General features: G+C 57.1%; 27 protein-coding genes. 12 read left to right on the top strand and 15 right to left on the bottom strand.

The window, feature by feature from the left end:
* Positions 1-141: 141 nt before the first annotated feature.
* Positions 142-1,083 (top strand): alpha/beta hydrolase, encoded by a 942-nt coding sequence (locus MA884_RS23470; protein WP_256232750.1) that lies wholly within the window; start codon positions 142-144, stop codon positions 1,081-1,083.
* A 246-nt stretch (positions 1,084-1,329) separates the two neighbouring features.
* On the opposite strand, the gene MA884_RS23475 is transcribed toward MA884_RS23470, so the two are convergent.
* From MA884_RS23475 to MA884_RS23500, 6 genes are read right to left on the bottom strand one after another with little or no spacing between them, the layout of a single operon-like run.
* Positions 1,330-3,072: an ABC transporter substrate-binding protein gene (locus MA884_RS23475; RefSeq protein WP_256232751.1), complete on the bottom strand. Its 1,743-nt coding sequence runs from the start codon at positions 3,070-3,072 to the stop codon at positions 1,330-1,332.
* Between the two features lie 46 nt (positions 3,073-3,118).
* Positions 3,119-3,391 carry a DUF2160 domain-containing protein gene (locus tag MA884_RS23480; RefSeq protein ID WP_047228550.1) on the bottom strand — a complete coding sequence of 91 codons (273 nt, stop codon included), beginning with the start codon at positions 3,389-3,391 and terminating at the stop codon, positions 3,119-3,121.
* Between the two features lie 10 nt (positions 3,392-3,401).
* Positions 3,402-4,202, bottom strand: a complete 801-nt coding sequence (locus tag MA884_RS23485) for a carbohydrate ABC transporter permease (RefSeq protein WP_047228551.1) — start codon at positions 4,200-4,202, stop codon at positions 3,402-3,404.
* Between the two features lie 10 nt (positions 4,203-4,212).
* Positions 4,213-5,079 carry a carbohydrate ABC transporter permease gene (locus MA884_RS23490; protein WP_256232752.1) on the bottom strand — a complete coding sequence of 289 codons (867 nt, stop codon included), beginning with the start codon at positions 5,077-5,079 and terminating at the stop codon, positions 4,213-4,215.
* Positions 5,076-6,185: an ABC transporter ATP-binding protein gene (locus tag MA884_RS23495; RefSeq protein ID WP_256232753.1), complete on the bottom strand. Its 1,110-nt coding sequence runs from the start codon at positions 6,183-6,185 to the stop codon at positions 5,076-5,078. Before MA884_RS23495 ends, MA884_RS23490 begins: the two co-directional genes overlap by 4 nt.
* A complete protein-coding gene (locus MA884_RS23500) occupies positions 6,185-7,279 on the bottom strand; it encodes an ABC transporter ATP-binding protein (protein ID WP_256232754.1) in 1,095 nt (364 codons plus the stop codon). The genes MA884_RS23495 and MA884_RS23500 overlap by 1 nt, the downstream gene beginning before the upstream one ends.
* A gap of 421 nt (positions 7,280-7,700) precedes the next feature.
* On the opposite strand from MA884_RS23500, the gene MA884_RS23505 reads away from it, so the two are divergent.
* Positions 7,701-9,545, top strand: a complete 1,845-nt coding sequence (locus MA884_RS23505; protein ID WP_256232755.1) for a sigma-54-dependent Fis family transcriptional regulator — start codon at positions 7,701-7,703, stop codon at positions 9,543-9,545.
* Positions 9,546-9,821: 276 nt separating this feature from the next.
* Here MA884_RS23505 and MA884_RS23510 read toward each other — a convergent pair whose 3' ends face one another.
* Positions 9,822-10,346, bottom strand: a complete 525-nt coding sequence (locus tag MA884_RS23510) for an anti-virulence regulator CigR family protein (protein ID WP_256232756.1) — start codon at positions 10,344-10,346, stop codon at positions 9,822-9,824.
* Positions 10,347-10,881: 535 nt separating this feature from the next.
* Here MA884_RS23510 and MA884_RS23515 point away from each other — a divergent pair.
* The 6 genes from MA884_RS23515 (at position 10,882) to MA884_RS23540 (ending at position 16,726) form a co-directional block, all read left to right on the top strand.
* Positions 10,882-12,420 carry a class I adenylate-forming enzyme family protein gene (locus MA884_RS23515; RefSeq protein ID WP_256232757.1) on the top strand — a complete coding sequence of 513 codons (1,539 nt, stop codon included), beginning with the start codon at positions 10,882-10,884 and terminating at the stop codon, positions 12,418-12,420.
* 19 nt (positions 12,421-12,439) lie between these two features.
* Positions 12,440-13,471 (top strand): class I SAM-dependent methyltransferase, encoded by a 1,032-nt coding sequence (locus MA884_RS23520; protein ID WP_256232758.1) that lies wholly within the window; start codon positions 12,440-12,442, stop codon positions 13,469-13,471.
* Positions 13,464-14,651, top strand: coding sequence for a hypothetical protein (locus MA884_RS23525; protein ID WP_256232759.1), 1,188 nt, complete (start codon positions 13,464-13,466; stop codon positions 14,649-14,651). Before MA884_RS23520 ends, MA884_RS23525 begins: the two co-directional genes overlap by 8 nt.
* 21 nt (positions 14,652-14,672) lie before the next feature.
* Positions 14,673-15,059, top strand: a complete 387-nt coding sequence (locus tag MA884_RS23530; RefSeq protein ID WP_256232760.1) for an ectoine synthase — start codon at positions 14,673-14,675, stop codon at positions 15,057-15,059.
* Positions 15,060-15,099: 40 nt separating this feature from the next.
* Positions 15,100-16,314: an MFS transporter gene (locus MA884_RS23535; protein ID WP_256232761.1), complete on the top strand. Its 1,215-nt coding sequence runs from the start codon at positions 15,100-15,102 to the stop codon at positions 16,312-16,314.
* Positions 16,315-16,519: 205 nt separating this feature from the next.
* The gene (locus tag MA884_RS23540) at positions 16,520-16,726 is read left to right on the top strand and encodes a hypothetical protein (protein WP_256232762.1); all 207 of its coding nucleotides are present in this window, start codon (positions 16,520-16,522) and stop codon (positions 16,724-16,726) included.
* A 49-nt stretch (positions 16,727-16,775) separates the two neighbouring features.
* Here MA884_RS23540 and MA884_RS23545 read toward each other — a convergent pair whose 3' ends face one another.
* The 5 genes from MA884_RS23545 to MA884_RS23565 all read right to left on the bottom strand — a co-directional run bounded on the left by MA884_RS23545 (position 16,776) and on the right by MA884_RS23565 (position 19,025).
* On the bottom strand, positions 16,776-17,084 hold the full coding sequence (locus MA884_RS23545) for an AzlD family protein (RefSeq protein ID WP_256232763.1): 309 nt from the start codon (positions 17,082-17,084) through the stop codon (positions 16,776-16,778).
* Positions 17,081-17,791 carry an AzlC family ABC transporter permease gene (locus MA884_RS23550; protein ID WP_256232764.1) on the bottom strand — a complete coding sequence of 237 codons (711 nt, stop codon included), beginning with the start codon at positions 17,789-17,791 and terminating at the stop codon, positions 17,081-17,083. The genes MA884_RS23545 and MA884_RS23550 overlap by 4 nt, the downstream gene beginning before the upstream one ends.
* Before the next feature lie 163 nt (positions 17,792-17,954).
* On the bottom strand, positions 17,955-18,323 hold the full coding sequence (locus tag MA884_RS23555) for a hypothetical protein (protein ID WP_256232765.1): 369 nt from the start codon (positions 18,321-18,323) through the stop codon (positions 17,955-17,957).
* Between the two features lie 204 nt (positions 18,324-18,527).
* Positions 18,528-18,725, bottom strand: coding sequence for a hypothetical protein (locus MA884_RS23560; protein WP_256232766.1), 198 nt, complete (start codon positions 18,723-18,725; stop codon positions 18,528-18,530).
* Between the two features lie 168 nt (positions 18,726-18,893).
* On the bottom strand, positions 18,894-19,025 hold the full coding sequence (locus MA884_RS23565; protein WP_094030725.1) for a YHYH domain-containing protein: 132 nt from the start codon (positions 19,023-19,025) through the stop codon (positions 18,894-18,896).
* Between the two features lie 385 nt (positions 19,026-19,410).
* Here MA884_RS23565 and MA884_RS23570 point away from each other — a divergent pair, with 385 nt between their 5' ends.
* Together MA884_RS23570 and MA884_RS23575 are read left to right on the top strand one after the other, a co-directional pair.
* The gene (locus MA884_RS23570) at positions 19,411-19,665 is read left to right on the top strand and encodes a type II toxin-antitoxin system HicA family toxin (protein WP_256232767.1); all 255 of its coding nucleotides are present in this window, start codon (positions 19,411-19,413) and stop codon (positions 19,663-19,665) included.
* Entirely contained in the window at positions 19,662-19,994 is a 333-nt protein-coding gene (locus tag MA884_RS23575; protein WP_256232768.1) for a type II toxin-antitoxin system HicB family antitoxin, read from the top strand. The genes MA884_RS23570 and MA884_RS23575 overlap by 4 nt, the downstream gene beginning before the upstream one ends.
* Before the next feature lie 85 nt (positions 19,995-20,079).
* On the opposite strand, the gene MA884_RS23580 is transcribed toward MA884_RS23575, so the two are convergent.
* Positions 20,080-20,280 (bottom strand): hypothetical protein, encoded by a 201-nt coding sequence (locus MA884_RS23580; protein WP_007895617.1) that lies wholly within the window; start codon positions 20,278-20,280, stop codon positions 20,080-20,082.
* Positions 20,281-20,376: 96 nt separating this feature from the next.
* Positions 20,377-20,922 (bottom strand): hypothetical protein, encoded by a 546-nt coding sequence (locus MA884_RS23585; protein ID WP_256232769.1) that lies wholly within the window; start codon positions 20,920-20,922, stop codon positions 20,377-20,379.
* A gap of 272 nt (positions 20,923-21,194) precedes the next feature.
* Here MA884_RS23585 and MA884_RS23590 point away from each other — a divergent pair, with 272 nt between their 5' ends.
* Entirely contained in the window at positions 21,195-21,386 is a 192-nt protein-coding gene (locus MA884_RS23590) for a hypothetical protein (RefSeq protein WP_371134811.1), read from the top strand.
* Between the two features lie 2 nt (positions 21,387-21,388).
* Positions 21,389-21,697, top strand: coding sequence for an addiction module antidote protein (locus MA884_RS23595; protein WP_256232771.1), 309 nt, complete (start codon positions 21,389-21,391; stop codon positions 21,695-21,697).
* A 112-nt stretch (positions 21,698-21,809) separates the two neighbouring features.
* Here the strand turns inward: MA884_RS23595 and MA884_RS23600 are convergent, their stop codons facing one another.
* Positions 21,810-22,082 (bottom strand): hypothetical protein, encoded by a 273-nt coding sequence (locus MA884_RS23600; protein WP_256232772.1) that lies wholly within the window; start codon positions 22,080-22,082, stop codon positions 21,810-21,812.
* Between the last annotated feature and the right edge of the window lie 297 nt (positions 22,083-22,379).

The following is a 22,379-nucleotide window of genomic DNA, read 5'->3' on the forward strand; positions in this document are numbered from 1 at the left end:
AGATACGCGACGGTTCACTGTGGCGAGGGGATTTATCCCCGTTGGGCTGCGTAGCAGCCCCAAAAAAAGACGAGTAGTGACCCACCCTTCAGACGAATCTGATAAAAAGCATCTTCATGTCTTGAGTAGCGAATCGCATCGATGTCTTCGTCTCTTCTCTCCCGCCTTGGGCGACGCTGGCTGGCTTTGCTGTGCATGTCCGCTATGGTGGTGGGGCTGCCGGTGGGCTGCGGCGTGTTGCAGCACAAGGAGCGTGAGCTGGTGTTTCGGATCGAGCCGGGAACGGCGACCTGGTTCAGCGGCTTGCCGGGCGGCGTGCAGGAGTTCGATCTCAAGCCCAAAAGCTTCAAGGCCGGGGAAAGTATCCACAGCTGGTGGTGGCCGGCCGAACGCAAGAACGCGCCAGCGATTCTGTACCTGCACGGCGTGCGCTGGAACCTGACCGGTCAGTTGTTTCGTATTCGGCAGTTAAGGGCCCTGGGCTTTTCGGTGCTGGCCATCGATTACCGTGGCTTCGGCAAAAGCCAGGGCGATCTGCCGTCGGAAGCCAGCGTCTATGAAGATGCGCGCATTGCCTGGCAGCGTCTTGAAGTGCTGCAACCGGACCCGGCCCTGCGGCTGATCTACGGCCATTCACTGGGCGGCGCCGTCGCGGTGGACCTCGCCGCGGAACTTGGCCAGAAGGCAGCGAAAGACGGCAGCCTCGTGCCCGCCCGAGGCCTGGTCATCGAATCTACTTTCACCTCTTTGGGCGATGTCGCAACAGCCATGGCGAACACCTCTCTACCGGTACGCTGGTTGCTGTCGCAGAAGTTCGACTCCATCGACAAGATCCGCGAGATCAACATGCCGTTGCTGGTGGTGCACGGTGCCGCTGATCGCTACGTCCCGCCACGCTTCAGCGAGCAATTGTTCAACGCCGCCCAGGAGCCCAAGCGCCTGTTACTGGTGCCAGGTGCGACGCACAACAACAGCATGAACCTGGCGGGCAGCACCTACCGACAGGCATTGGATGCCCTGATGAAAGCCGGACCATCGCCCGTGGCCGGACACCCTCATGCCAGCCCGGGCAAGGCGGGCTGATTCACATTCGCCGCTAATCCCCCTGTGGGAGCGAGCCTGCTCGCGATGGCGGTGGGTCTGTTTGCATTAATGCTGGATGTGCCACCGCCATCGCGGGCAAGCCTTGCTCCCACAGTTTTGCGCGTCGTTGGCGGAGCCCCCATCCATCAAAAATCCACCGTGGTGGCTGTGTTCATTTCAGATTTTTTGGAGCCAAGCAAAAAAAACGGCACCTTGCGGTGCCGTTCATTCATTGCAGGTCCAGCTTTATTTACGCGCTGCCTCCCACGATTTCAGCAGCTCGGCATAGCTCACTGTTTCACCCTTAGGCTTCTCGTTGGCCAGTTTCGGCTTCGGGGCGCCCGGCTGGTCGAACCAGTATTGCGCATCGCGCTCGGGGTTCATTTTCGGGGCGCAGGTGGCCTGGGCCTTGGAGCGTTCCAGGCGGGCCATGATTGCGTCCTGATCCTTGGCCAGACCGTCGAGTGCCTCTTGCGGAGTCTTCTCGCCGCTGGCGGCTTCGGCGATGTGGCTCCACCACAGCTGCGCAAGGCGAGGATAGTCCGGCACGTTGGTCCCGGTCGGGGACCATTGCACGCGAGCCGGGCTGCGGTAGAACTCCACCAGGCCACCGAGTTTCGGCGCCAGGTCGGTCATGGCTTGGGAATTGATGTCCGATTCACGAATCGGCGTCAGACCGACGATGGTTTTCTTCAGCGACACCGTCTTTGACGTCACGAATTGTGCGTAAAGCCAGGCCGCAAGCCGCTGCTTCTCAGGCGTAGATTTGAGGAACGTCCAGGAGCCCACGTCCTGATAGCCCAGCTTCATGCCCTCTTCCCAATACGGTCCGCGCGGCGACGGCGCCATGCGCCATTTCGGCGTGCCATCGGCGTTCATCACCGGCAGGCCCGGTTTGGTCATGTCGGCAGTAAAAGCGGTGTACCAGAAAATCTGCTGGGCGATGTTGCCTTGCGACGGCACCGGACCGGATTCGGAGAAGGTCATGCCCGCCGCCTCCGGTGGCGCGTACTTCTTCATCCAGTCCACGTATTTGGTGGTCGCGTAGACGGCCGCCGGGCCATTGGTATCGCCACCACGCGTCACGCTGGAGCCGACCGGATGGCAGTTCTCGACGCGAATGCCCCACTCGTCCACCGGCAAACCGTTGGGCAGGCCCTTGTCGCCGCCACCGGCCATAGAGAACCAGGCATCGGTAAAGCGCCAGCCCAGGGACGGATCCTTCTTGCCGTAGTCCATGTGACCGTAGACGCGCTTGCCGTCGATTTCCTTGACGTCTTCGGAGAAGAATTTGGCGATGTCTTCATAGGCCGACCAGTTCACTGGCACACCCAGCTCGTAGCCGTATTTTTCCTTGAACTTGGCCTTCAGGTCCGCCCGTTCGAACCAGTCGGCGCGGAACCAGTACAGGTTGGCGAACTGCTGGTCCGGCAGTTGATAGAGCTTGCCGTCCGGCGCGGTGGTGAACGAAGTGCCGATGAAGTCCTTGAGGTCCAGGGTCGGCGAGGTGTAGGCCTTGCCTTCGTTGGCCATCATATCGGTGATCGATTCGGTCTTGCCGTAGCGAAAATGCGTACCGATCAGGTCCGAGTCGTTGACCCAACCGTCGTAGATGTTCTTGTCCGACTGCATCTGGGTCTGCAGCTTCTCCACCACGTCGCCTTCCTGCAACAGGTCGTGGGTCAGCTCGATCCCGGTGATGTCCCTGAAGGCCTTGGCCAGCACCTTGGATTCATATTCGTGGGTGGCGATGGTTTCCGACACCACGTTGATTTTCATACCGCGAAACGGCTCGGACGCCTTGATGAACCACTTGAGCTCTTCGAGCTGCTGTTCGGCTGTCAGGGTAGACGGCTTGAATTCACTGCCAATCCATTTTTTTGCCGCGTCTTCATAGGCATCGGCCCAGGCCGCAGCGCTCAGCCCGCTGAGTGCCAGCACGGCTGCCAATGAAACGCTATGTCGCAGCTTATTGTTTTTATCGAACATAGAGACCTCCTGTTTGGGTTTAAGAGCCTGATCGTCGAACCTTCGACTAGCCCCACCGCATCACTGCCAACAGCCACACCAAAGACAACGCGAACGCTATCCAGATGCTCCAGTCGGTGGCGCCGATTACCAGCAGATGCAGGTAGGCGCTACCGAGAAGACCGATAAACAACCGATCGCCACGGGTGGTGGCAATCGGCAGGAAACCGCGCCGAGGGATACTCGGCGAACGCAGTTCCCACGTAGTCATGCCTGCCAGCAGCAAGGCGATGACACCAAAGAAGGCCGCCGTCGGGCCGGTCCAGTTCATCCATTCCATCATCGTCTCCTCAGACCCGGCCCAGGGCAAAGCCCTTGGCCACATGGTTGCGTACGAACCAGATCACCAGCATGCCTGGCAGGATAGTCAACACCCCCGCCGCCGCCAGCACGCCCCAATCGATACCCGATGCCGAGACCGTACGGGTCATGACCGCCGCGATCGGCTTGGCATTCACCGAGGTGAGGGTGCGCGCCAGCAGCAGTTCGACCCAGGAAAACATGAAGCAGAAAAACGCCGTGACACCGATGCCGGAGCCAATCAACGGGATGAATATCTTCGCGAAGAACTTGGGGAAACTGTAGCCGTCAATGTAGGCAGTCTCGTCAATTTCTTTCGGCACCCCGGACATGAAGCCTTCGAGGATCCACACCGCCAGCGGCACGTTGAACAGGCAATGGGCCAAAGCCACGGCGATATGGGTGTCAAACAGCCCGATGGACGAGTACAGCTGGAAGAACGGCAACAGGAACACCGCCGGTGGCGCCATGCGGTTGGTCAGCAGCCAGAAGAACAGATGCTTGTCCCCCAGAAACCGGTAGCGCGAAAACGCATAGGCCGCCGGCAACGCCACAGCCAGGGAAATCACCGTGTTCAGGCTGACGTAGTACAGCGAGTTCAGGTAACCGGTGTACCAGCTCGGGTCCGTGAAGATCACCTTGTAGTTCTGGAAGGTGAAATCCTGGGGCCACAGCGTCAGGGTACCGAGGATCTCGGTGTTGCTCTTGAACGACATGTTCAGCAGCCAGTAGATGGGCACCAGCAGGAACAGGATGTAGATCAGCAACGGAATCAGCTTTCTCTTGCTCATGGCGCGGGCCTCAACGGTTGGCGTCGGAGTGAGTCATGGCGGTATAGAACAGCCACGACACCAACAGAATGATCAGGAAGTACACCAGGGAAAACGCTGCCGCCGGGCCCAGGTCAAATTGACCGATGGCCATCTGAGTCAGGGTCTGGCTCAGGAACGTGGTGGCGTTACCCGGCCCGCCGCCGGTGAGCACGAACGGCTCGGTGTAGATCATGAAGCTGTCCATGAAGCGCAGCATCACCGCGATCAGCAGCACGCTCTTCATCTTCGGCAACTGAATATGCCGGAACACCGCCCAGCTGGAGGCCCGGTCGATTCGCGCGGCCTGGTAGTACACATCTGGAATCGCCCGCAATCCGGAATAGCACAGCAGCGCCACCAGGGACGTCCAATGCCAGACGTCCATCACCAATACCGTGACCCAGGCGTCCATGGTGTTGGCCGCGTAGTTGTAGTTGATGCCCATGGCGTTGAGCGTGGAGCCCATCAGGCCAATGTCGGCGCGACCGAAAATCTGCCAGATGGTGCCCACCACGTTCCATGGGATCAGCAGCGGAATCGCCAGGATGATCAACACTAAGGACGACCATTTGCCCTTGGTCGGCATGGTCAGGGCGATGGCGATCCCCAACGGAATCTCGATCAGCAGCACGCACCCCGAATAGATGAACTGGCGCAGCAGCGAGTCGTGCAATCGCGGATCGAGCAGCACCTGTTTGTACCACTCGGCACCGACGAAATAGCGGCTGGACTGGTCGAAGATGTCCTGCACCGAATAGTTGACCACGGTCATCATCGGGATCACCGCACTGAACGCCACCAGCAGGAACACCGGCAACACCAGCCACCAGGCCTTGTTGTTCTGCACCTTGTTCATGGCTGCACCTCGCTCAACGGTTCCAGCAGGTATTCATCGGCATACACCATCAGCCATTGGCCCGGAAAACTGATGTACGCGGTGTCTTCGGGCACCGGTTTGTCTTCGGCCAGGCGCACCTTGATCGGCGCGCCATCGAGGTTGAGGGTGAGGATCTTGTAGGTGCCCAGGTCTTCGACGTGGACGACGTCGGCCCGCATCGCATCGTCGTAAGGCCCGTCCCAGACATGGACGAACTCAGGACGAATACCGACCTTCAGGCTTTTGCCTTTGGCCTGGGCAATACCGCGTTGCAACGTTTCGGACAGCGGCAAGTGGGTAGAAGCGAAACCGACACCGCCGGATTGCGCCGTGACCTCGATCAGGTTCATCCCTGGGCTGCCGATGAAATAGCCGACAAAGGTGTGGCTCGGACGTTCGAACAACTCCCTGGGCGTGCCGAACTGCACGATCTGACCGCCATACATCACCGCGATCTTGTCGGCGAAGGTGGACGCTTCCAACTGGTCGTGAGTGACGTAGACCATGGTGATGTTGAACTGCTCGTGGATCTGCTTGAGCTTGCGCCGCAGCTTCCATTTCAGGTGCGGGTCGATCACCGTCAGCGGTTCGTCGAACAGGATCGCCGACACATCGTCGCGCACCAGCCCGCGCCCCATGGAGACTTTCTGTTTTTCGTCGGCGGTGAGGTTGCGGGCCTTTTTGTCCAGCAGGTTCTGCAGGTCCAGGACCTCGGCGATTTCCTGCACCTTGGTGTGGATTTTCGCCTCGGCCATGCCCTGGTTACGCAGCGGGAAGGCCAGGTTGTCGAACACCGTCATGGTGTCGTACACCACCGGGAACTGGAACACCTGGGCAATGTTGCGACGCTCCGGGGTCAGGTCGTTGACGACTTTACTGTCGAACATCACCTGGCCTTCGGAGGGGCTCAACAGTCCGGAAATGATATTGAGCAAAGTGGACTTGCCGCAGCCCGATGGCCCGAGCAACGCATAGGCACCGCCCTGCTCCCAGATGTGGTTCATCTCGCGGATCGCGTAATCCTCAGGGCCCGCCGGGGTGCTGGTGTAACTGTGGGCGAGGTTCTGCAAACGAATTTCAGCCATCAGGCAACCCTCGCAATACGCTGGCCCGGGGCTTGGACCAGCTTGCCCTGGGCATCGAAGACAAACAGTTTGTGGGTCGGAATGTAGATGCGGATCAGCTCATCCACGTCGTATTCATGGACGCCGGACAAATGCAGCACCAGCAGGAAATGCTCGTTGCGCACGTGCAGGAATGTCTCCGAACCGCTGATCTCGGCCACCTCGACGGTCACCGCCAGTTCCAGGTCGTCGTCGTTGCTCGGCACCAGGGAAATATGGCTGGGCCGCACGCCGAAGCGGAACTCGCCCTCGCCCACCGGACGCAGATCGACGTTCAGCGGGAAGTGCACGAAATTGGCGAAGCTCACTTCATTGCCGGCGATACGGCCCGGCATGAGATTGATCGGTGGCTCGGAGAACAGCTCGGCGGCCAGTACGGTTTGCGGCTGGTGATACACCGAGGCCGAGTTGCCGCTCTGGATCACCCGGCCCTCATGCAGGATCGTCGTGGTACCGCCCAAAGCCAGGGCTTCGTTGGGTTCGGTGGTGGCGTAGACGGCGATGGTGTGGCGGGCCTGGAACAGTTCGCGCATTTCCTGGCGAAGTTCTTCACGCAGTTTGTAGTCCAGGTTCACCAGGGGCTCGTCGAACAGGATCAGTTCGGCGTCCTTGACCAGCGCGCGGGCCATGGCGGTGCGCTGCTGTTGGCCGCCCGACAATTCCAGCGGGTGACGCTGCAGAAACTTCTCAATGCGCAGCATCTTCGCGGTTTCCAGCACCTTGCTCTGGATCACCTCGTTGGACACACCAGCCTGGCGCAGCGGCGAGGCGATATTTTCGAACACCGTCATGGTCGGGTAGTTGATGAACTGCTGATAAACCATCGACACATTACGCAGCCGCACCGGGCGCTGGGTGACGTCGACGCCGTTCATCAGGATGCGCCCGCTGTCGGGCTTGTCCAGGCCGGCCATCAGGCGCATGAGGCTGGTCTTGCCGGACAACGTGCGGCCCAGCAGAACGTTGAAGGATCCGGGTTCGAAACTCAGGTTGGCATCGTCGATCCAGGTCTGGCCCTCGACGGTGCGACAGATGTGCTCAAGCGTTAATGACATGGCTCGGCCTTTTTATTATTTGGAGTCAAGCGACCCGAGTCTAAAAGCGAAAGCCGTGCCAGGAATCACAAGTCAATGATTCTATTAATTTTTTCTCTTGTTCTTCAGAAAAGCACATTCGTTGATGAACGAAATTGAACAAATCCGACTGAACAACTGAACAGATCACGGGTTGACAATGAACAATTTTGAACAACACTGAATGAACGTTTTCGGCTGGCCTGACCGAGATCCTGTGGGAGCGGGCTTGCTCGCGAAAGCGTCGTGACAGTCGACATTTCTGCTGGCTGACACACCGCCTTCGCGAGCAAGCCCGCTCCCACAGGTTTCGTGTATCAAGTGGCATTCAGGCATGCCCCAGCACAAGGAGTATGTGCGAGACTTATCACAACAATAAAAACAACATCTGCGAGAGTGCCCCATGGCCGCACCTGCTCCAGCCTTGTCCCACGATGCCATCATCCAGGCGTCCTGGTCCCGCTGCCGCGCCTTTGGCCTGAATCACCAGAGCGTGCCTGCCTTCGATCAATTGCCCGCCGAGGGCATTGCCCGGTTGCTGGAAAGCCAGCATTCGCTGGTGCAAACCACCCACCAGGAAGTCCTGCCGTATTACGAGAACATCCTGAGCAACTCCAATTGCCTGATCATGCTGGCCGACAACCAGGGCCAAGTGCTGACCTCCTGGGGCACCCAACGCTTCATCGAACCGAAACTGGCCCATGGCTTCAGCGCCGGGGCGAGCTGGATGGAGCGCTGCAGCGGCACCAACGCCATCGGCACCGCCCTGGCCTGTGAACAGGCGGTACACATTGAACACGATGAACACTTCCTCAAGGCCAACCGTTTCATGACCGGCTCCGCCGCGCCGATTTTCGACGCCGAGCGCAAGGTCATCGCGGTGCTGGACGTTTCCAGCGACAGCTACCTGCCGCCGTCCCACACCCTGGGCATGGTCAAGATGATGAGCCAGACCGTGGAAAACCGGCTGATCCTCAACCTGTTTCGCGGTGAACATTTCCAGCTGACCTTCAACACCGGATTGAACAACCTCGACAGCCAGTGGGCCGGACTGCTGATTTTCGATGAAACCGGCCAGGTGCTTTCCGCCAACCGCCGCGCCGACAATCTGCTGGGCCTGCGCCTGTCACGGGTAAGCATCGAAAGCCTGTTCAAGGTTTCGCTGCTGGAGCTGCTGAACCAGCCCGACGGCCTGCCGTTCGCCCTGCAAGCGTCAGGGAGCAATCGTTTCCAATGCTTGCTCAGACGCCCGCAACAGGTGACGGTCAAGGCCCGGGTCTTCGCCGAGCCAGCGCCCTCGTCCGCCCCCGCCGCAAACGTGATCAGCCTCAATACCCTGCACTTCGGTGACAGCCGCGTGGAAAAAGCCGTACGCCAGGCCGAACGTTTGCTGGAGAAGGACATTCCACTGCTGATCCACGGCGAAACCGGGGTCGGCAAGGAAGTGTTCGTCAAAGCCCTTCACCAGGCCAGCTCCCGCAGCAAGCAGCCGTTCATTGCGGTCAACTGCGCGGCGATCCCCGCCGAGCTGGTGGAATCGGAACTGTTCGGTTATGAAAAAGGCGCCTTCACCGGCGCCAATCAAAAAGGCAGCATCGGCCTGATCCGCAAGGCCGACCGCGGCACGCTGTTCCTCGATGAGATCGGTGACATGCCCCTCCCGACCCAGGCCCGATTGCTGCGGGTATTGCAGGAGCGTTGCGTGCAACCGGTGGGCAGCGCCGAGCTATTCCCGGTGGATATTCGCATCATCTCCGCCACCAACCGCTCGTTGCGCGAACAAGTGCAGTTGGGGCGGTTCCGCGAAGACCTGTACTACCGCATCGGCGGTCTGACCCTGGAACTGCCGCCCTTGCGCGAACGCAACGACAAACAGGCCCTGTTCAAACGTCTTTGGGAACACCACCGCGAACCCACGCAATGGGCTGGCCTGAGCCGCGAAGTGCTGGATCTGTTCGAACGCCATCCGTGGCCAGGTAACCTGCGCCAGGTCAGCAGCGTGCTGCAAGTCGCCCTGGCAATGGCCGAAGAGCAACCGATCCGCGCGGAACATCTGCCAGACGACTTCTTCATTGATCTTGAAATGGAACCGGTGGAAACACCGGAGCCGCTGACGGTCGACCTGAACGATGTCGAGGACCTGAACCGCCAATTACAGGCGGTGGGCGGGAACATTTCGCATCTGGCGCGGCGTCTGGGGGTTAGCCGCAACACCTTGTACAAACGCCTGCGGCAACTTGAAAGCTGATACAAAACCTGTGGGAGCAACGGTCTTGGATGGTTTATTTAGCCATCCAATCTGTGGGAGCAAAGCTTGCTCGCGAGGCGGCCTTGCGGCCGGCCTGGCTCTCCCGGTCGTACTCCGATCCAGTTGTGGGAGCGAGCCTGCGCGCGAAGGCGTCGGGTCAGCCAACATCAATGTTGAATGACCCACCGCTTTCGCGAGCAAGCCCGCTCCCACAGGCGTTTCGCTTAACTGACTGGCATCACTGCGAATGAGGCTGCTATCTATTCCATTGACGCTTTAGTCAAACGCACCGTTGAGCACTTCATAGATGATGCCAGTGGCAATCGCCACCAGAATCAGGTCCGTGCCCACCTGCTGCCACTCATAACCGTCATAGTGCGGCAAGCGCCCCAGCAAACGCCCGTCCAGCTTCTTGGCGATGCCCGGTGGTAGCGGTTTGCCTCGGGCGAGGTTTTTCTGGATACCCGGTGGCAGTGGCGGACCTGGGCTCCAATAATCACGGTGGCCGCTGATCAGGCCAAGAACGCCGCCGCGGTCGATGCTGGGGCCGTTGTGCCAATCGCCGCCACCACCTGATGGGTTGCCCTTGCCACCCTGGTTGCCTTTGCCGCCCTGGTTGCTACCGGGGTTGCCTTGACCGCCCTTGTTGCCCTGCCCGCTCTTGCCTCCTTGTCCTTGACCCTGACCTTGATCGAATTTGGCGTTCCCCTTGTCGTTACCCGGGTTCGCCACCACAGCGGTAGCACCCGCCACGAGGGCGAAGCAGGTAACCGCAACAATCAACGAGCGCGATTTGAGCATGGTGGTTCTCACTGAAAAAGGGATATCCCCTACAATTGTAGACGCCACAAAGGCGAATACATTCTGTGGATGCCCAATCTACAAAAGGCCACACCTTACACATCGGCAGCTTACGGTGCTGAGATGCGATTCTATCTCTAACGCATATTCTCGTTTCTGATTTAAGTTGAAGGAAAAATCTTTCTTATATTACCGAACTAATCTTCAGAGACTTCCTACACCGCCCGAAGAGTAAAAATGTCACAACACCGTGACAAAAAACCGCTTATCTACACCGCCTGACGATCTTGACAGCCGAACTTTACGGTGAAACTATCAAACCGCTTCGCAGCCTCACGCTCATCAAGGATGACAACACAATAACAAGGAGAATGCAGTTTATGTCCCTTTCCGCTTTTGAGTTCCCCACAGCCTCCGAGCGCCTTTCCGACCCTGGGCGAGCATGTCCATTTCTCTCGCACATTGAGCGTGCTCGGACTCTTTAGGATCTAACTCGTTAATTAAAACAAGTGGCCGTTCACGCCAGGGACAGCTTATGCCTCTTTTCCATCAGTTCATTGAAAACAATGCTAAACGGGCACCCTACAAATCCGCGTTGGTCATTGATGGTGTACGCACCCGATACGATGTCCTGGAAAAGCGCGCCACATTGATTGCAACGTTGTTAATAAAGCGCGGCGTCAAGCCCGGTGATCGTGTTGCCTTATATGCCCCAATCAGCGCCGACCTGATTGCCGCCTTTCTGGGTGTGTTGAAATCAGGCGCGATTACCGCCGCCACGCATCCGACCTACAATCGTAGCAAGCTGCATTATCAGCTCAAACACACCGGCGCCCGCGTATTGATCACTGACTGCAGTGAGGATTTGCAGGCGCTGGCGTCAGAGGCTGGCCTTGAGACAATTATTGTCCTTGGCCAAACGCAGAACATCCTGGCACAAGCATCAAGCCTGGAGGAAGCACTGCATACGCTGGACCCCGACGACCTTGCAACGGCCTTCCCCAACATTGATGAAAATCTGCCGACGTCTATCTTTTATACCTCCGGGTCTACATTTAACCCCAAGGGCGTGGTGGTTAATCACCGAATCATGATTGCGGCGGCATCCAGTGTCATTGATTATCTAGGTAATACCGAAGCAGATGCCATCCTCAGTTATTCAACCTTGGCTTCCGACTATGGCGTCTACAATATCATGATGCCGTTGTTCTTCGGCGGTACCGCCGTCATTGAAAGCCAGGCCGCGACCTGCGCCGAAGATGTACTTGAAGTGATCGAACGCGAACAGGTCACGGGCCTTCATGTCTTTCCACCGGTACTCTTCCTGCTGGCCGACATGGGCGCTCATTGGCAACAGCGCTTACCCAAACTTCGTTATATATCCAGCAGCGGTCAGCCGCTCTACCCTCGGCACATTCAACATATAAAACACGCACTTCCCACTGTTGATATCTTCTCCAACTACGGCCTCACTGAATGCAAGCGAGTGAGCTATCTTCCGCCGTCCGAGATTACTCAGCGCCCAGATTCGGTAGGCAAACCGCTCAACGGTGTGAGCGTGGTGATCGTTGACGAACATGACGAACCGGTTACAGAACCGGATAGGGTCGGAGAACTGTTGGTCAGCAGCGAATACCTGATGCTGGAATACTGGAAGATGCCTGAAGCCACCACGAAGGCATTCAAATACAACTGTTTCGGTCGGGAAAAATACTACCGTACCGGTGATTTTTTTCGCCGGGATGCTCAAGGCTATCTTTATTACGTGTGTCGAAAAGACGACCTGTTCGCCCGCAATCTCTGGAAGGTGAATCCTCGGGAAATCGAGCAATGCCTGGCGTCCCATCCTTCAGTTGCCCAGGTCGTAGTCGTTCCCGTGGCGGACGAGTCCGCAGGTTTCGTCCCCAAGGCCTGCGTCGTGCTGAGGGCTGGCCATGAGGACACGACAGAGCAGGTGTTGCTCGATTACTGCAAAGCGGTATTGGACTGGCACATGGTGCCCACTCAGTGCGTATTCATGAATACGTTGCCGAAAACCGACTCGGGAAAGATCACCGCTAAAGGACTGATCTGATATTCAGGGAGCGATAACAATGGACGTTACACAACCGGCGACTCCTTCCAGCCTGGAGGATGACCTGAAACGCAGTTCGATGTTGCAACTTGCCGAACACTTTCACCGTTTGGCCACCGGCGCGACGCAAGTGCCGGCGCAGTCGTTGAGTAGTCATCTCAGGCACGCCATTGCTGATGCTGATGTCGTGGCGTACCACGATCACCTGGTTGCGAAGGCCGGGCCGCTGTTCCTGCACTTTCTGGCGAGCGTCCCGTACATCCTTGAAGAAATGGCAAGGATCGGGGTTGCACTCATACGACTGTCCCAAATCCTGCGTACCGACGACGAACAAACCTTCAACTTCTTCGAGATCGATGCGTTCGATGGCAGCAACGGGCGTGCACTCGCCGCACACGCCAAAGGTTTGATCAACACCTTCACGACATCCCCCAACAAGGCCAATCAAACGCACTTTCAACGTCATGCCGACCCGGCACGTTCACTGTTTTATCCGCAATCGTTCCTGACGCTTCAACCTCGCCTGTTCGCTGAAGCACCCTATGAGCGGTTTCAGGAAGGATTCGACTATGTCTATGAAACGGCGGCTTTTCAGTTCTATACCCGTGATCGCAAGGCTCAGATCGGGCACATCAAGCCATTGCTCAAACCTGGTGCCCTGGCTTTTTTCCTTGAAAAGCTCAATCACCAGGACGTCGAGCAGTATCTGGAGCGGGAGCGAGTAAAAGACGAAGTTTTCAAAACCCGATATTTCACAGCAGAAGAAATCGAGTGGAAACGCCAGCAAATGCTCGAACAGATGCAAAACGGCCAAGTGCTTATGCACGAACTGCTCGAAGCGCTTTGCAGTCATTTCAAGTACGTCTATCTGCTGTGGAACAGCACAAACTTTTATGAGTTCGTCGCATCGGATGACCATGGCCGACTCGAGCAATTCATCAGCTTGCTCGGCCCCGTGAATCAGCCGGACGGGTTTTGCTTCGAAGCTTCAGCCATAGGTTTTTTGTGCGGCGCCCCAACACCTTTCGAAGAAGAGCGTTGCGATGCGTGAGCACAGTGTCCACAACCTCGACCAAGCGCTCCTGGGAACACCAGTGGAACGGGTTCAGCGGCGTCTGGAAGGCTGGCGCGAGCGAGCGGCAGAGGCTGAAAGGAATCGAAGGCTGAGCAAGTCCACTTTCGATGAGCTGTTTGGTGATGGTTTGCTTGAACTGCTCTCCCCTTGCCGGGCGCCATTGAACGGCCCCGGTTGGCCCGACATGATGGAGGCCTCGAGATTGGCTGCCAGGGCCTGCGCCTCCACAGCCTGGATGATCAGCCTGGTGGGCGGACATGCCGCCATTGCCGGGCGCTTGAGTCAGGTTTGCCAGCACCGGTTATATCAGGATAAACAGCCGCAACTGTTTGCTTCGGCCTCAGTAGGCCCCCGCAGTCGCTTATCGCTGGAAGTCGACGGCGTTCACGTCGATGGCACCTGGCGTTTCAGCTCAGGCATTGAACAGGCCACCTGGTTATTACTCAACGCGCCCCTGACTGGTCGAGAGGGTACGACGAGCACAGCACGGACGCTGGTGGTGGTCTCCACTCGCGAGGTGGAAATACTCGATACCTGGGACGCCTGCGGCATGGCCGCCACGGGCTCTCACGACGTGTTGATCCGCGATCTGCTGGTACCGTCCGAGCAGGTTTTCAGCCTTGAGGAAGTCTTTGGACATCGAGTACTGGAAGCGCCTGGCGATTATCTGTACAGCGTTCCGATCGTGCCCTTTATCACCACATCCATTCTCGGGCCTGTGCTGGGCTGCGCCGAAGGGGCCCTGGCAAGTCACATCGAATCGCTGAAGCAGCAGAACGCCCCGATCGCGGCGCCGGCGAGAGAAAGGCTGGCCCACAGTGCGGCGCAGCTATCGGCAGCGGCAGCCTTGTACACCACACTGGTTTGCATGCTGCATGAATCCGGACTGGCCGGACGGCCCCTCTCCACGGATGAGCTATTGAGCCTCAAGCGCGACCGCAGCTATGTGGCACGGCTTTGCCTTCAGGCGGTTCAACGGCTGGTGGAACATTCGGGCGCCTCATCCATGACCCGCGCCAACGCCCTCCATCGTTATTGGCGCGACCTGCAAGCCATGGTTGTGCACCGGGATGTTCACTGGGATAGCGCGATGCAGGGGTTCGCCGACTTTATCGTCGAAGGGCCCGCCGGAACCCAAACGATAGCCACGGCATAAAGCCAACTCAAGGAGCCAGGTATGTTTGTACGAAACAAATCCGATATCGAAAAAACTGCCCACTTCGTTGAATGGGGAGCCGGAACCAGCCACCGGTTACTCACTGAAAAGGACGGCATGGGTTACACCGTCTGCCATACCGTCGTGCGTGCTGGAACCGAATCGTTGCTGCACTACCGCAACCATCTCGAGGCGTGCTATTGCATTGCCGGGGAAGGTGAAGTCGAGGACATGGAAGGCAACGTATATCCGATCCGCCCCGGCGATATTTACGTACTCGATCAACACGACCGCCACTACCTGCGTGGCGGGAAAGACCAGGACCTGATCCTGATCAGCGTCTTCAACCCGCCCCTCAAGGGTGACGAGCGACACAACCTGAATGACGCTTCCGGCTCGGCCTATTGAGCCCCAGCCTCGCCCGTCCGCCCTTCGACACGAGAACCCCATGCGCAAGGATTACCTGGCCTTTTTCATTTCAATGTTCCTCTCACGGCTGGCCGACCAGATACTGCTGTTCATCGTCCCGCTGATTGTTTTCCAAACCACCCAAAGCGTCTCCTCGGCAGGCCTGGCTTTCTTCGTCGAGTCCCTGCCACGCTTTCTGTCGTTCCCGATCTGCGGCGCGCTGTGCGACAAGTTCTCGCCCATTCGAATCCTGCACATCAGCCAGGTTTATCGCGCGGTGACGTGCGTTGCCGCCGTGGTGCTCTTCATGATTTTTGGCGGCATTTATTGGATCGTCGCCCTCTCGGCGGTCTGCGGTGTATTGACCACCCAGGGCATCATGGCTCGCGAGGTGGTGATGCCCTACATCTTCAAGCATTACACCTACACCAAGACCTTGTCGTACTCGCAGATCGCCGACCAGACCGGGCTGGTGCTGGGCCCGCTGATCGCCGCGCTGATGCTGGAGGTATGGGCCTGGCACTGGGTGGTGCTGGCGATTGCCGTACTGTTCCTGCTGGCGGACCTGGCGATGCTGTTCTGGCAGCGCACCAGCGCGGTGACGCTGGAAACCTTCGAGCAACATCACGACGTCTGGCTGAACCCGCTGCGCATTGCCTTCGGTCACATCCGCAACCTGGCTGAGCTGAAAAAAATCATCGGCTTGGCCGTAGGGGTCAACCTGATCATCGGCGTCACCCTCGCCACCTCGGCGGCCATGGTGATCGGCGAGTACAGCGCCGGCAAGGACTACTACGCCTGGTTACAGGCAGCCGGCGCCGTGACCACCATCATCATTCTGTTCTCCCTGGCGCGGGTGACCTTGCCCTTGAGAGTCTTGGGCAGTGTGTCTTACACGCTGATCGCCGCTGGCGCCTTCATCAGCGCATTCAGCCCGACAGTGTGGGGTTACGTCGTCGGTTTTCTGCTGATCGTCGGCTTCGACAAGATGTTCAACGTCTACATGCGCAGCATTCGCCAGCAGGTCATTCCAGCCAAGGATTTTGGCAAAACCGTCGGCGTCATTACCCTGCTCAATAACCTGTCACAGCCCTTGGCGGGGCTGCTGGTCGCGCTGCTGGCAGCGCCCATCGGAACGCAGCAGGTGATCCTGCTGCTGGCGCTCGCCACCAGCCTGATCGGCATCACCGTGGTCGTGTTCTTCAGCAAGACGGCAGGCATGCCGGACGGCTATGGCGCCGACACAGACGCCTGAGAAGTCGCCCGCGTCTTTAAATATTCATCTGTGGGCGGTTAGAGTTTCCCGGTGCGCACCATTCGTCGCTAATGGAAGGTGACGCGCATTTCGCCGCCACGTCTGGCTCAGGGTTTGCACCGACTTGTCATGGCAACCCCGGGGTGACGTAACCCTGACGCGGCGGCCATCCAATCACTGCTTGGTCAGTCACCGGAGATGTACCGTGTCAACTCTCAACGAAATCGCAGCGAACCACGCGAGAATGGCAAAGGCAAAGGAAGAAGAGTCGATACGGCTGCGCGCACTTCACGGTCAAATAGTCGGTGGTTTTGACATTGCGCCGGTCGAGGCGAAACAGAAAATGCCACGGCACTTCATGGCCGGCGTTCAGGAGCACTCGTTTGGGGAGGCATTGGCCCTGAACTTCTGACCTCTGTTGATTGGAATTCATCGCCCGCTTGTGAGCGGGCGACATGGCTTCAGAACTGCCTGACTAACGCGGCTGCAAGTATCCCGGCCGCAATCGCCGGCAGAGGTTTCTTCACTATCACCATGATGATCGCGGTGGTCAGCAAAGCCAGGCGTGCACCGTTGTCACCCTCGATCGCCAACGGGGCAAGCACCGCCACCAATACCGAGCCGGACATTGCCGTGATGAATTGCTGCACCCGATAGTTGATCGGCACGAACGACATCACGAAAACACCGCCCCAGCGGGTCGCCAACGTCACGATGGCCATGATCAGTATGATGATCAGGGTGCCATGGCCCGCCATGTCGATATTCATTGTTTTTTCTCCATCCACAGCGCGCCCAGGATCCCCCCCGCCAAAGCCCCCACCACGACATGACTGTTAGCCGGTAGGTACCAGTAGGCCAACAGCGATGAACAGGCCGCCACCGTCCAGATAATGAACATGCGCAGGTTCTTCTTGCCGCCTACGACCATCGCCAACAAGAAACACCCCATCACCATGTCGAGCCCGAAACTGACCGGGTCTTTAATGGCGCTGCCAAAGTGCAGGCCCAGCCAACTGCCCAGGATCCAGGCGACCCAGAGCGCGATGCCACCGCCGAATAAAAGCCCAAGCCCTGGTTTTCCACGGCTGAACGCTTGCATCGCCATGGCCCAGTTGGCGTCCGAGACCACCAGCATCACACCGTAGCGCTTGGCCACCGGCAACTCCCGCAACCACGGGTAGAGCGTCGCGCCCATCAACAGGTGTCGGGCGTTGATGGCAAAGACGGTGATCATCAACGGAACAACCGGGACCTGTTGGCCCCATAGATCCAGCGCGGCGAATTGAGAAGCGCCGGCGAATACCAGTGTGCTCATGAGCACGGCTGAAACATCACTCAGCCCTGACTGCGCTGCGGCCAGGCCAAAGGCGACGCCGAATACAACGACGAAAAGGGAAATGGGGAGTAGCTGTTTGAAGCCGTCGTAGATGTGATTGAGCTTTAGTTCATGCAGGCGGGATTCTACGTTCGACAAGGGATGGCCTCTTTTAAATATTTGCTGCGTCACTTGAACAACCAAGGGCGGCAAGACAGGAACCGTGTCAGCAAAGAAGTCATGAGAAAGCCCTACGATTTAATGTAGGGCTTACTTTAGCCATTCTCGTCAGTTACCACTGCGAACGCACTGAACTGCTGGCTTACTCAACCGCCGACCGGCTGTTACGCCAGAACAGATACGCCAGGCCCACCGGCGCTACGAAAATCGCCAACGACCAGCACATCGCCATGGTGAAAACCTTCACCATCAGCATGAACAGTGCGTTCACGAAGAACACATTGTTGCCCATGATGTAACCAACGACACTTTCGTAGACAAACCGAGAATACGGGTAGAGCAATGTGTTGATTACCGCTAACACAATCAACCCAGGCTTCGCGCCGATTCCTCCAGGGCCATTGGCCGCCAGAGAGATGATCATCACAGCGAACACCAGCCCAAAAAGGAACTGGCGGATGTAGTAGCTGGTAGTAAGACCCCCAAAGGTCTTGGCGAAAAATGAGTGCATAGAAGATCCCTCTTGAACGCTGATTTAAACGAGGCGCCACCATACCAGCATCATTTTTTCGCGCAAGATCAAGCGGGTCGACGGATTGATGTCTCAGCAAGCGGTGGACAATCGGACCAAGTCGTTTTTTTAGAAACTGAGACCTACAAAAAACGGGCGATTCACACGTCGCCCGCTTTTGACATAAATCAGCAAGGACGAAAGCTAAGCGTCGGGATGCTCACTGGCCACTGAGTCGGCGGCATCTACATCTGACATATCCTCTTCGAGAGGGGCCTCATCGTCCGAGGGCAGCTCAAGCTCCGTGCCGTCCTTCTTGGGATCGTGGCCTGTTTCGTTATCCGTACCACGGGTTACGTCCTGCTGGGATTTATTCCCAGGAGCATTCTCGTCGATTTCCATGCTGGCTCTCCGTTCTGACGCGAGGGATCTCCACGCTTAACCATCAGAGATGCCTGGGCAACTGCAAGTGCCGGGCAATGGATGAACGGCCAGGGCGCGACAGACGGGATCAGATCGACGCCCCACTTGAGAAGACCACAGCTTCTTCAAGCCTCGGCGCAGTTCGGGTCAATGGCAGTGGCGTGTTCCAGCTTTCTTGTCGTTATGACAGCCCTGCTTGTCCGTACGGCCACCATGAGCAATTGCGGATACAGAGGTGACTGCAAGAACTGCTGCCAGTACTAGGGTGATGATTTTCATGGTCCACTTCCTGTGATCGTGAGCTGCTGACCTGCGTCGATTTGGCTGACCGACGCGAGTAGATCGTGATGCCTATATCTCCCAGCCTCGTCAGGTGATCCATACATGCTGGATATAAAGAATTTAGCACCATTACTTCGCCACTACGAGCCGCATAAAAGGACTTGACCTTTGCCATAGGGTCCGTGGTGAAACTGGGAAAAGGCCACGGTTTTGGGGCCTTTTGTAATCAGCCCGATTCACAATCGTGGTATGTCCCCTAATAGGACGTGGAAGGTCTACGCCTGTAGAAAAAGACAGAAATGAAAATTCCATCACGGCGCCAAGCTTCAATGGCTCGGTACTGGTAGGATTTTGCTATCTTTTTTTGATAGCATGAGCAGAAATGAAGAACAGGCACCGGAAAATCCTAGAAGCGATCTACCGCACGCCAACCAGCGCGGCAGTAGTGTTTGCTGACATTGAGGCTTTAGTCGTTCATCTGGGTGGCCAAGTGTTGGAACGCGAAGGCTCGCGGGTCAAGCTCGTGTTGCGAGAGGCACAGTGGCGCTGTCATCGGCCGCACCCCGGAAAGGAAGCCAAGAAATATCAGGTAGAAGAGGCTCGAGAATTTCTCCAGCGGTCAGGAGTTGAACTATGAACAGCATGACCTATAAGGGCTATACAGCCCGAGTTGAGTTTGATGAGCGTGACGACATCTTCGTCGGTCGAGTTCTGGGAGTACGTGACATCATCAGTTTTCACGCCGACTCAGTGACAGAACTGCGCGCCGAATTTGCTAGCGCTATCGAGGATTATTTGGCGGACTGTGTCGAACAAGGAGTCAGCCCTGAGAAGCCAGCCTCTGGAAAGGTGATGCTGCGCATTCGTCCTGAAGTGCATGCTGCCGCTACCATTGCAGCCCAAGCTGCCGGCAAGAGCCTGAACCAATGGGCCGACGAGGTGTTTGAGCGCGCAGCACACGCCTAATGACAAATCAAGCCCAGCGCATGGCTGGGCTTTGAACATCTATTCCCGTTTCATATTGTGGGGGTATCCCGTTTTCCTTCACGCTTCAATGAAGAACCCTGCGACTCTCCCCAATCCTGATCCTATCGAGTGCCCTGTTTAAAGCATCCAAGGCATCGAGCAGTGCTTTCGCCTCAGCTTCCCGACCGTCGCCCCAGAGACGTTCTGCCATTTTGTTCAGTGCCTGGATAGAACGTTCAATGTCAGCAGCCGTCGCGGCTTTGCTTTCCTGATGTTTCTTTGGCATTGATTCACTCTTCCTCGGGGCGTGCTTCATCAGCTTCAAGAAAAAACTGGGATCACCACCCGCCCCGGTCAACCAACACTGGTTAGCCAGGATCAATTACTTAGCTTTTGCGCTCTTGATGTCACTTATGATTTTCTGAGAAATAGCCTGAACCTGCTCTTGGGTCATCGCCGACATGACGCCTTCCCAAGCAGACGACGAGGTGTCATATGTCCGAGTTCCAATCAGGCGGCCTGATTTCAAGTCCGAATAGTCTGCACTGGAATTGACCCACGCATTCCCCACCATGACCCCGGCTCCGTATCGCGCGCCTGGGGTGAGGTAACGGAAATTGGTCACATTGATCTTGATGCCGACACCGTCCTTGCCCTCGACACTTGATGCTTGAGTTTCTGCAAGGCTGTAGCCGGCGCGAGTCGCTTCGACTTGCAGGGCGTCATTCCACTCTTGCTTCAAGCGAGGCCAGTCCTCGTTTTGTTGAACCTTGCTATTGCCTTGAAAGTTTACAACCAGATTCTGCTTGGCTGACTCCTGAATGACGAGCGTTTCAGTCCCGCCGCTTTTTACAGAGGCAGCGCATCCGCTCAACATCAAAACAGCTACAGCGCAGGACAGCGCAATCGAAAGCTTGGGTGTGTTCATTGAATTTCCATATCCACAAAATCGGTTGAGAGAGGCGTTGAATATTCCCGCCGAGCCAGATGAGCCCACACGCTGGACGCGCAGAATTTAGCACCATTGCTTCGCTGCTACGAGTCAAGGGCGAGGTCAGCAAAGACTGGCGACAGACCATGGTTCTGAGTTCATAGGTCATGGGCTGTTCCCATTTTCTTCCCTACCCACCCCGGATTGAGAATACTGGGGATGACCAGCACCGGCATCTTGACTGCCATCCAACTGGATACAGTCCACTCATAAATGATCTCATCCAGCAAATGCAGACGCTCGCTGCTTGGCATTCAACGGTCCGTGATCTGCGAGCAAAAATCGCTATCGCCCGTCGCATTGAGCGCGGCGGAGTGGTCATCGTGCCACTGGCTGGTGGTGACAAGTCTTCACAGAGTGCTGATATCCGGCGAGCAAAGAAATTGGCAAAGGAGATTTGAGCATGAGCCAACACTTGACGACATTTGACATGGCGGCACTTCTCGATAGCGACGAAGCAATCAGCGAATACCTTTCTCAGGTGCTGGCTGATGGTGATAGCGAGGAGTTTCTCCGAGCGATCGGCTATGTGGCCAAGGCCCGTGGCATGGCGCAGATTGCTAAAGACTCGGGCATGGGGCGAGAAAGCTTGTACAAGGCGTTCGCCCCCGGATCAAAGCCGAGATTCGATACTGTACTTAAAGTCATTCATGCGCTAGGCATTGATCTTCATGCGCAGCCTGGGCATGCAGTTAATCATTCACCAGCCTGAAGAACGGATTAGACACCGGGGATAAACCGCGATTTTGAGTTCGCCTTGTAAATCGGACCGTCTCAGAATCGTAGCCTACCTCTGTTCTCCTCTTATAAGCCGCCCGTCTTCATCATTCCGCCGCCTGCGCCCGCAATCGTCTTCCAATCACATCCATGACATCACAACCATCGCGTAACGAGGTGGTCAGCAATTTACAAAAATCAGTCAGCACCACCGTGTCTGAGTTGATGTCCGAGCGAAACGCGATATTTTCCAAGACTTGGGTTACCGTGCGGATGCGGTAGTCGGCGGTTTCGAAAAGGACGTCTAGAGGCGCTTCGGTGTCAATGAGCAGGGTTGCGGGGATGAAGTCGATGCCGGTGATGGGCATGTATCGGGTCATGAGCAGTACCTTCATTCAATTGATAAGGAGCAGGAGCTTCTGCGCTTCATTCAATCGAGTCGCCAAACCCGAATCGCCATCTGGGCGACAGAGAGACAATAAGTTGCACATCCAGATGCTGCAATGCACTGGTTTCCGAGGTTTGTGTAGGAATTTGCGTCAATATCCTCGCGGCGCTCGTTCGAGCCTTCATAAGCCGTAGCGAAGGGAAGTGGGGAAACTCACAAAAAATAAATCTGTCTCGAATGGCACTTACTTAACCTTCTTCGGGTGTCCATTCTTCCTGACCTCGGCCCT

Origin of the sequence: Pseudomonas sp. Q11, from assembly GCF_024494355.1 — a bacterium.
GTDB lineage: Bacteria > Pseudomonadota > Gammaproteobacteria > Pseudomonadales > Pseudomonadaceae > Aquipseudomonas > Aquipseudomonas hefeiensis.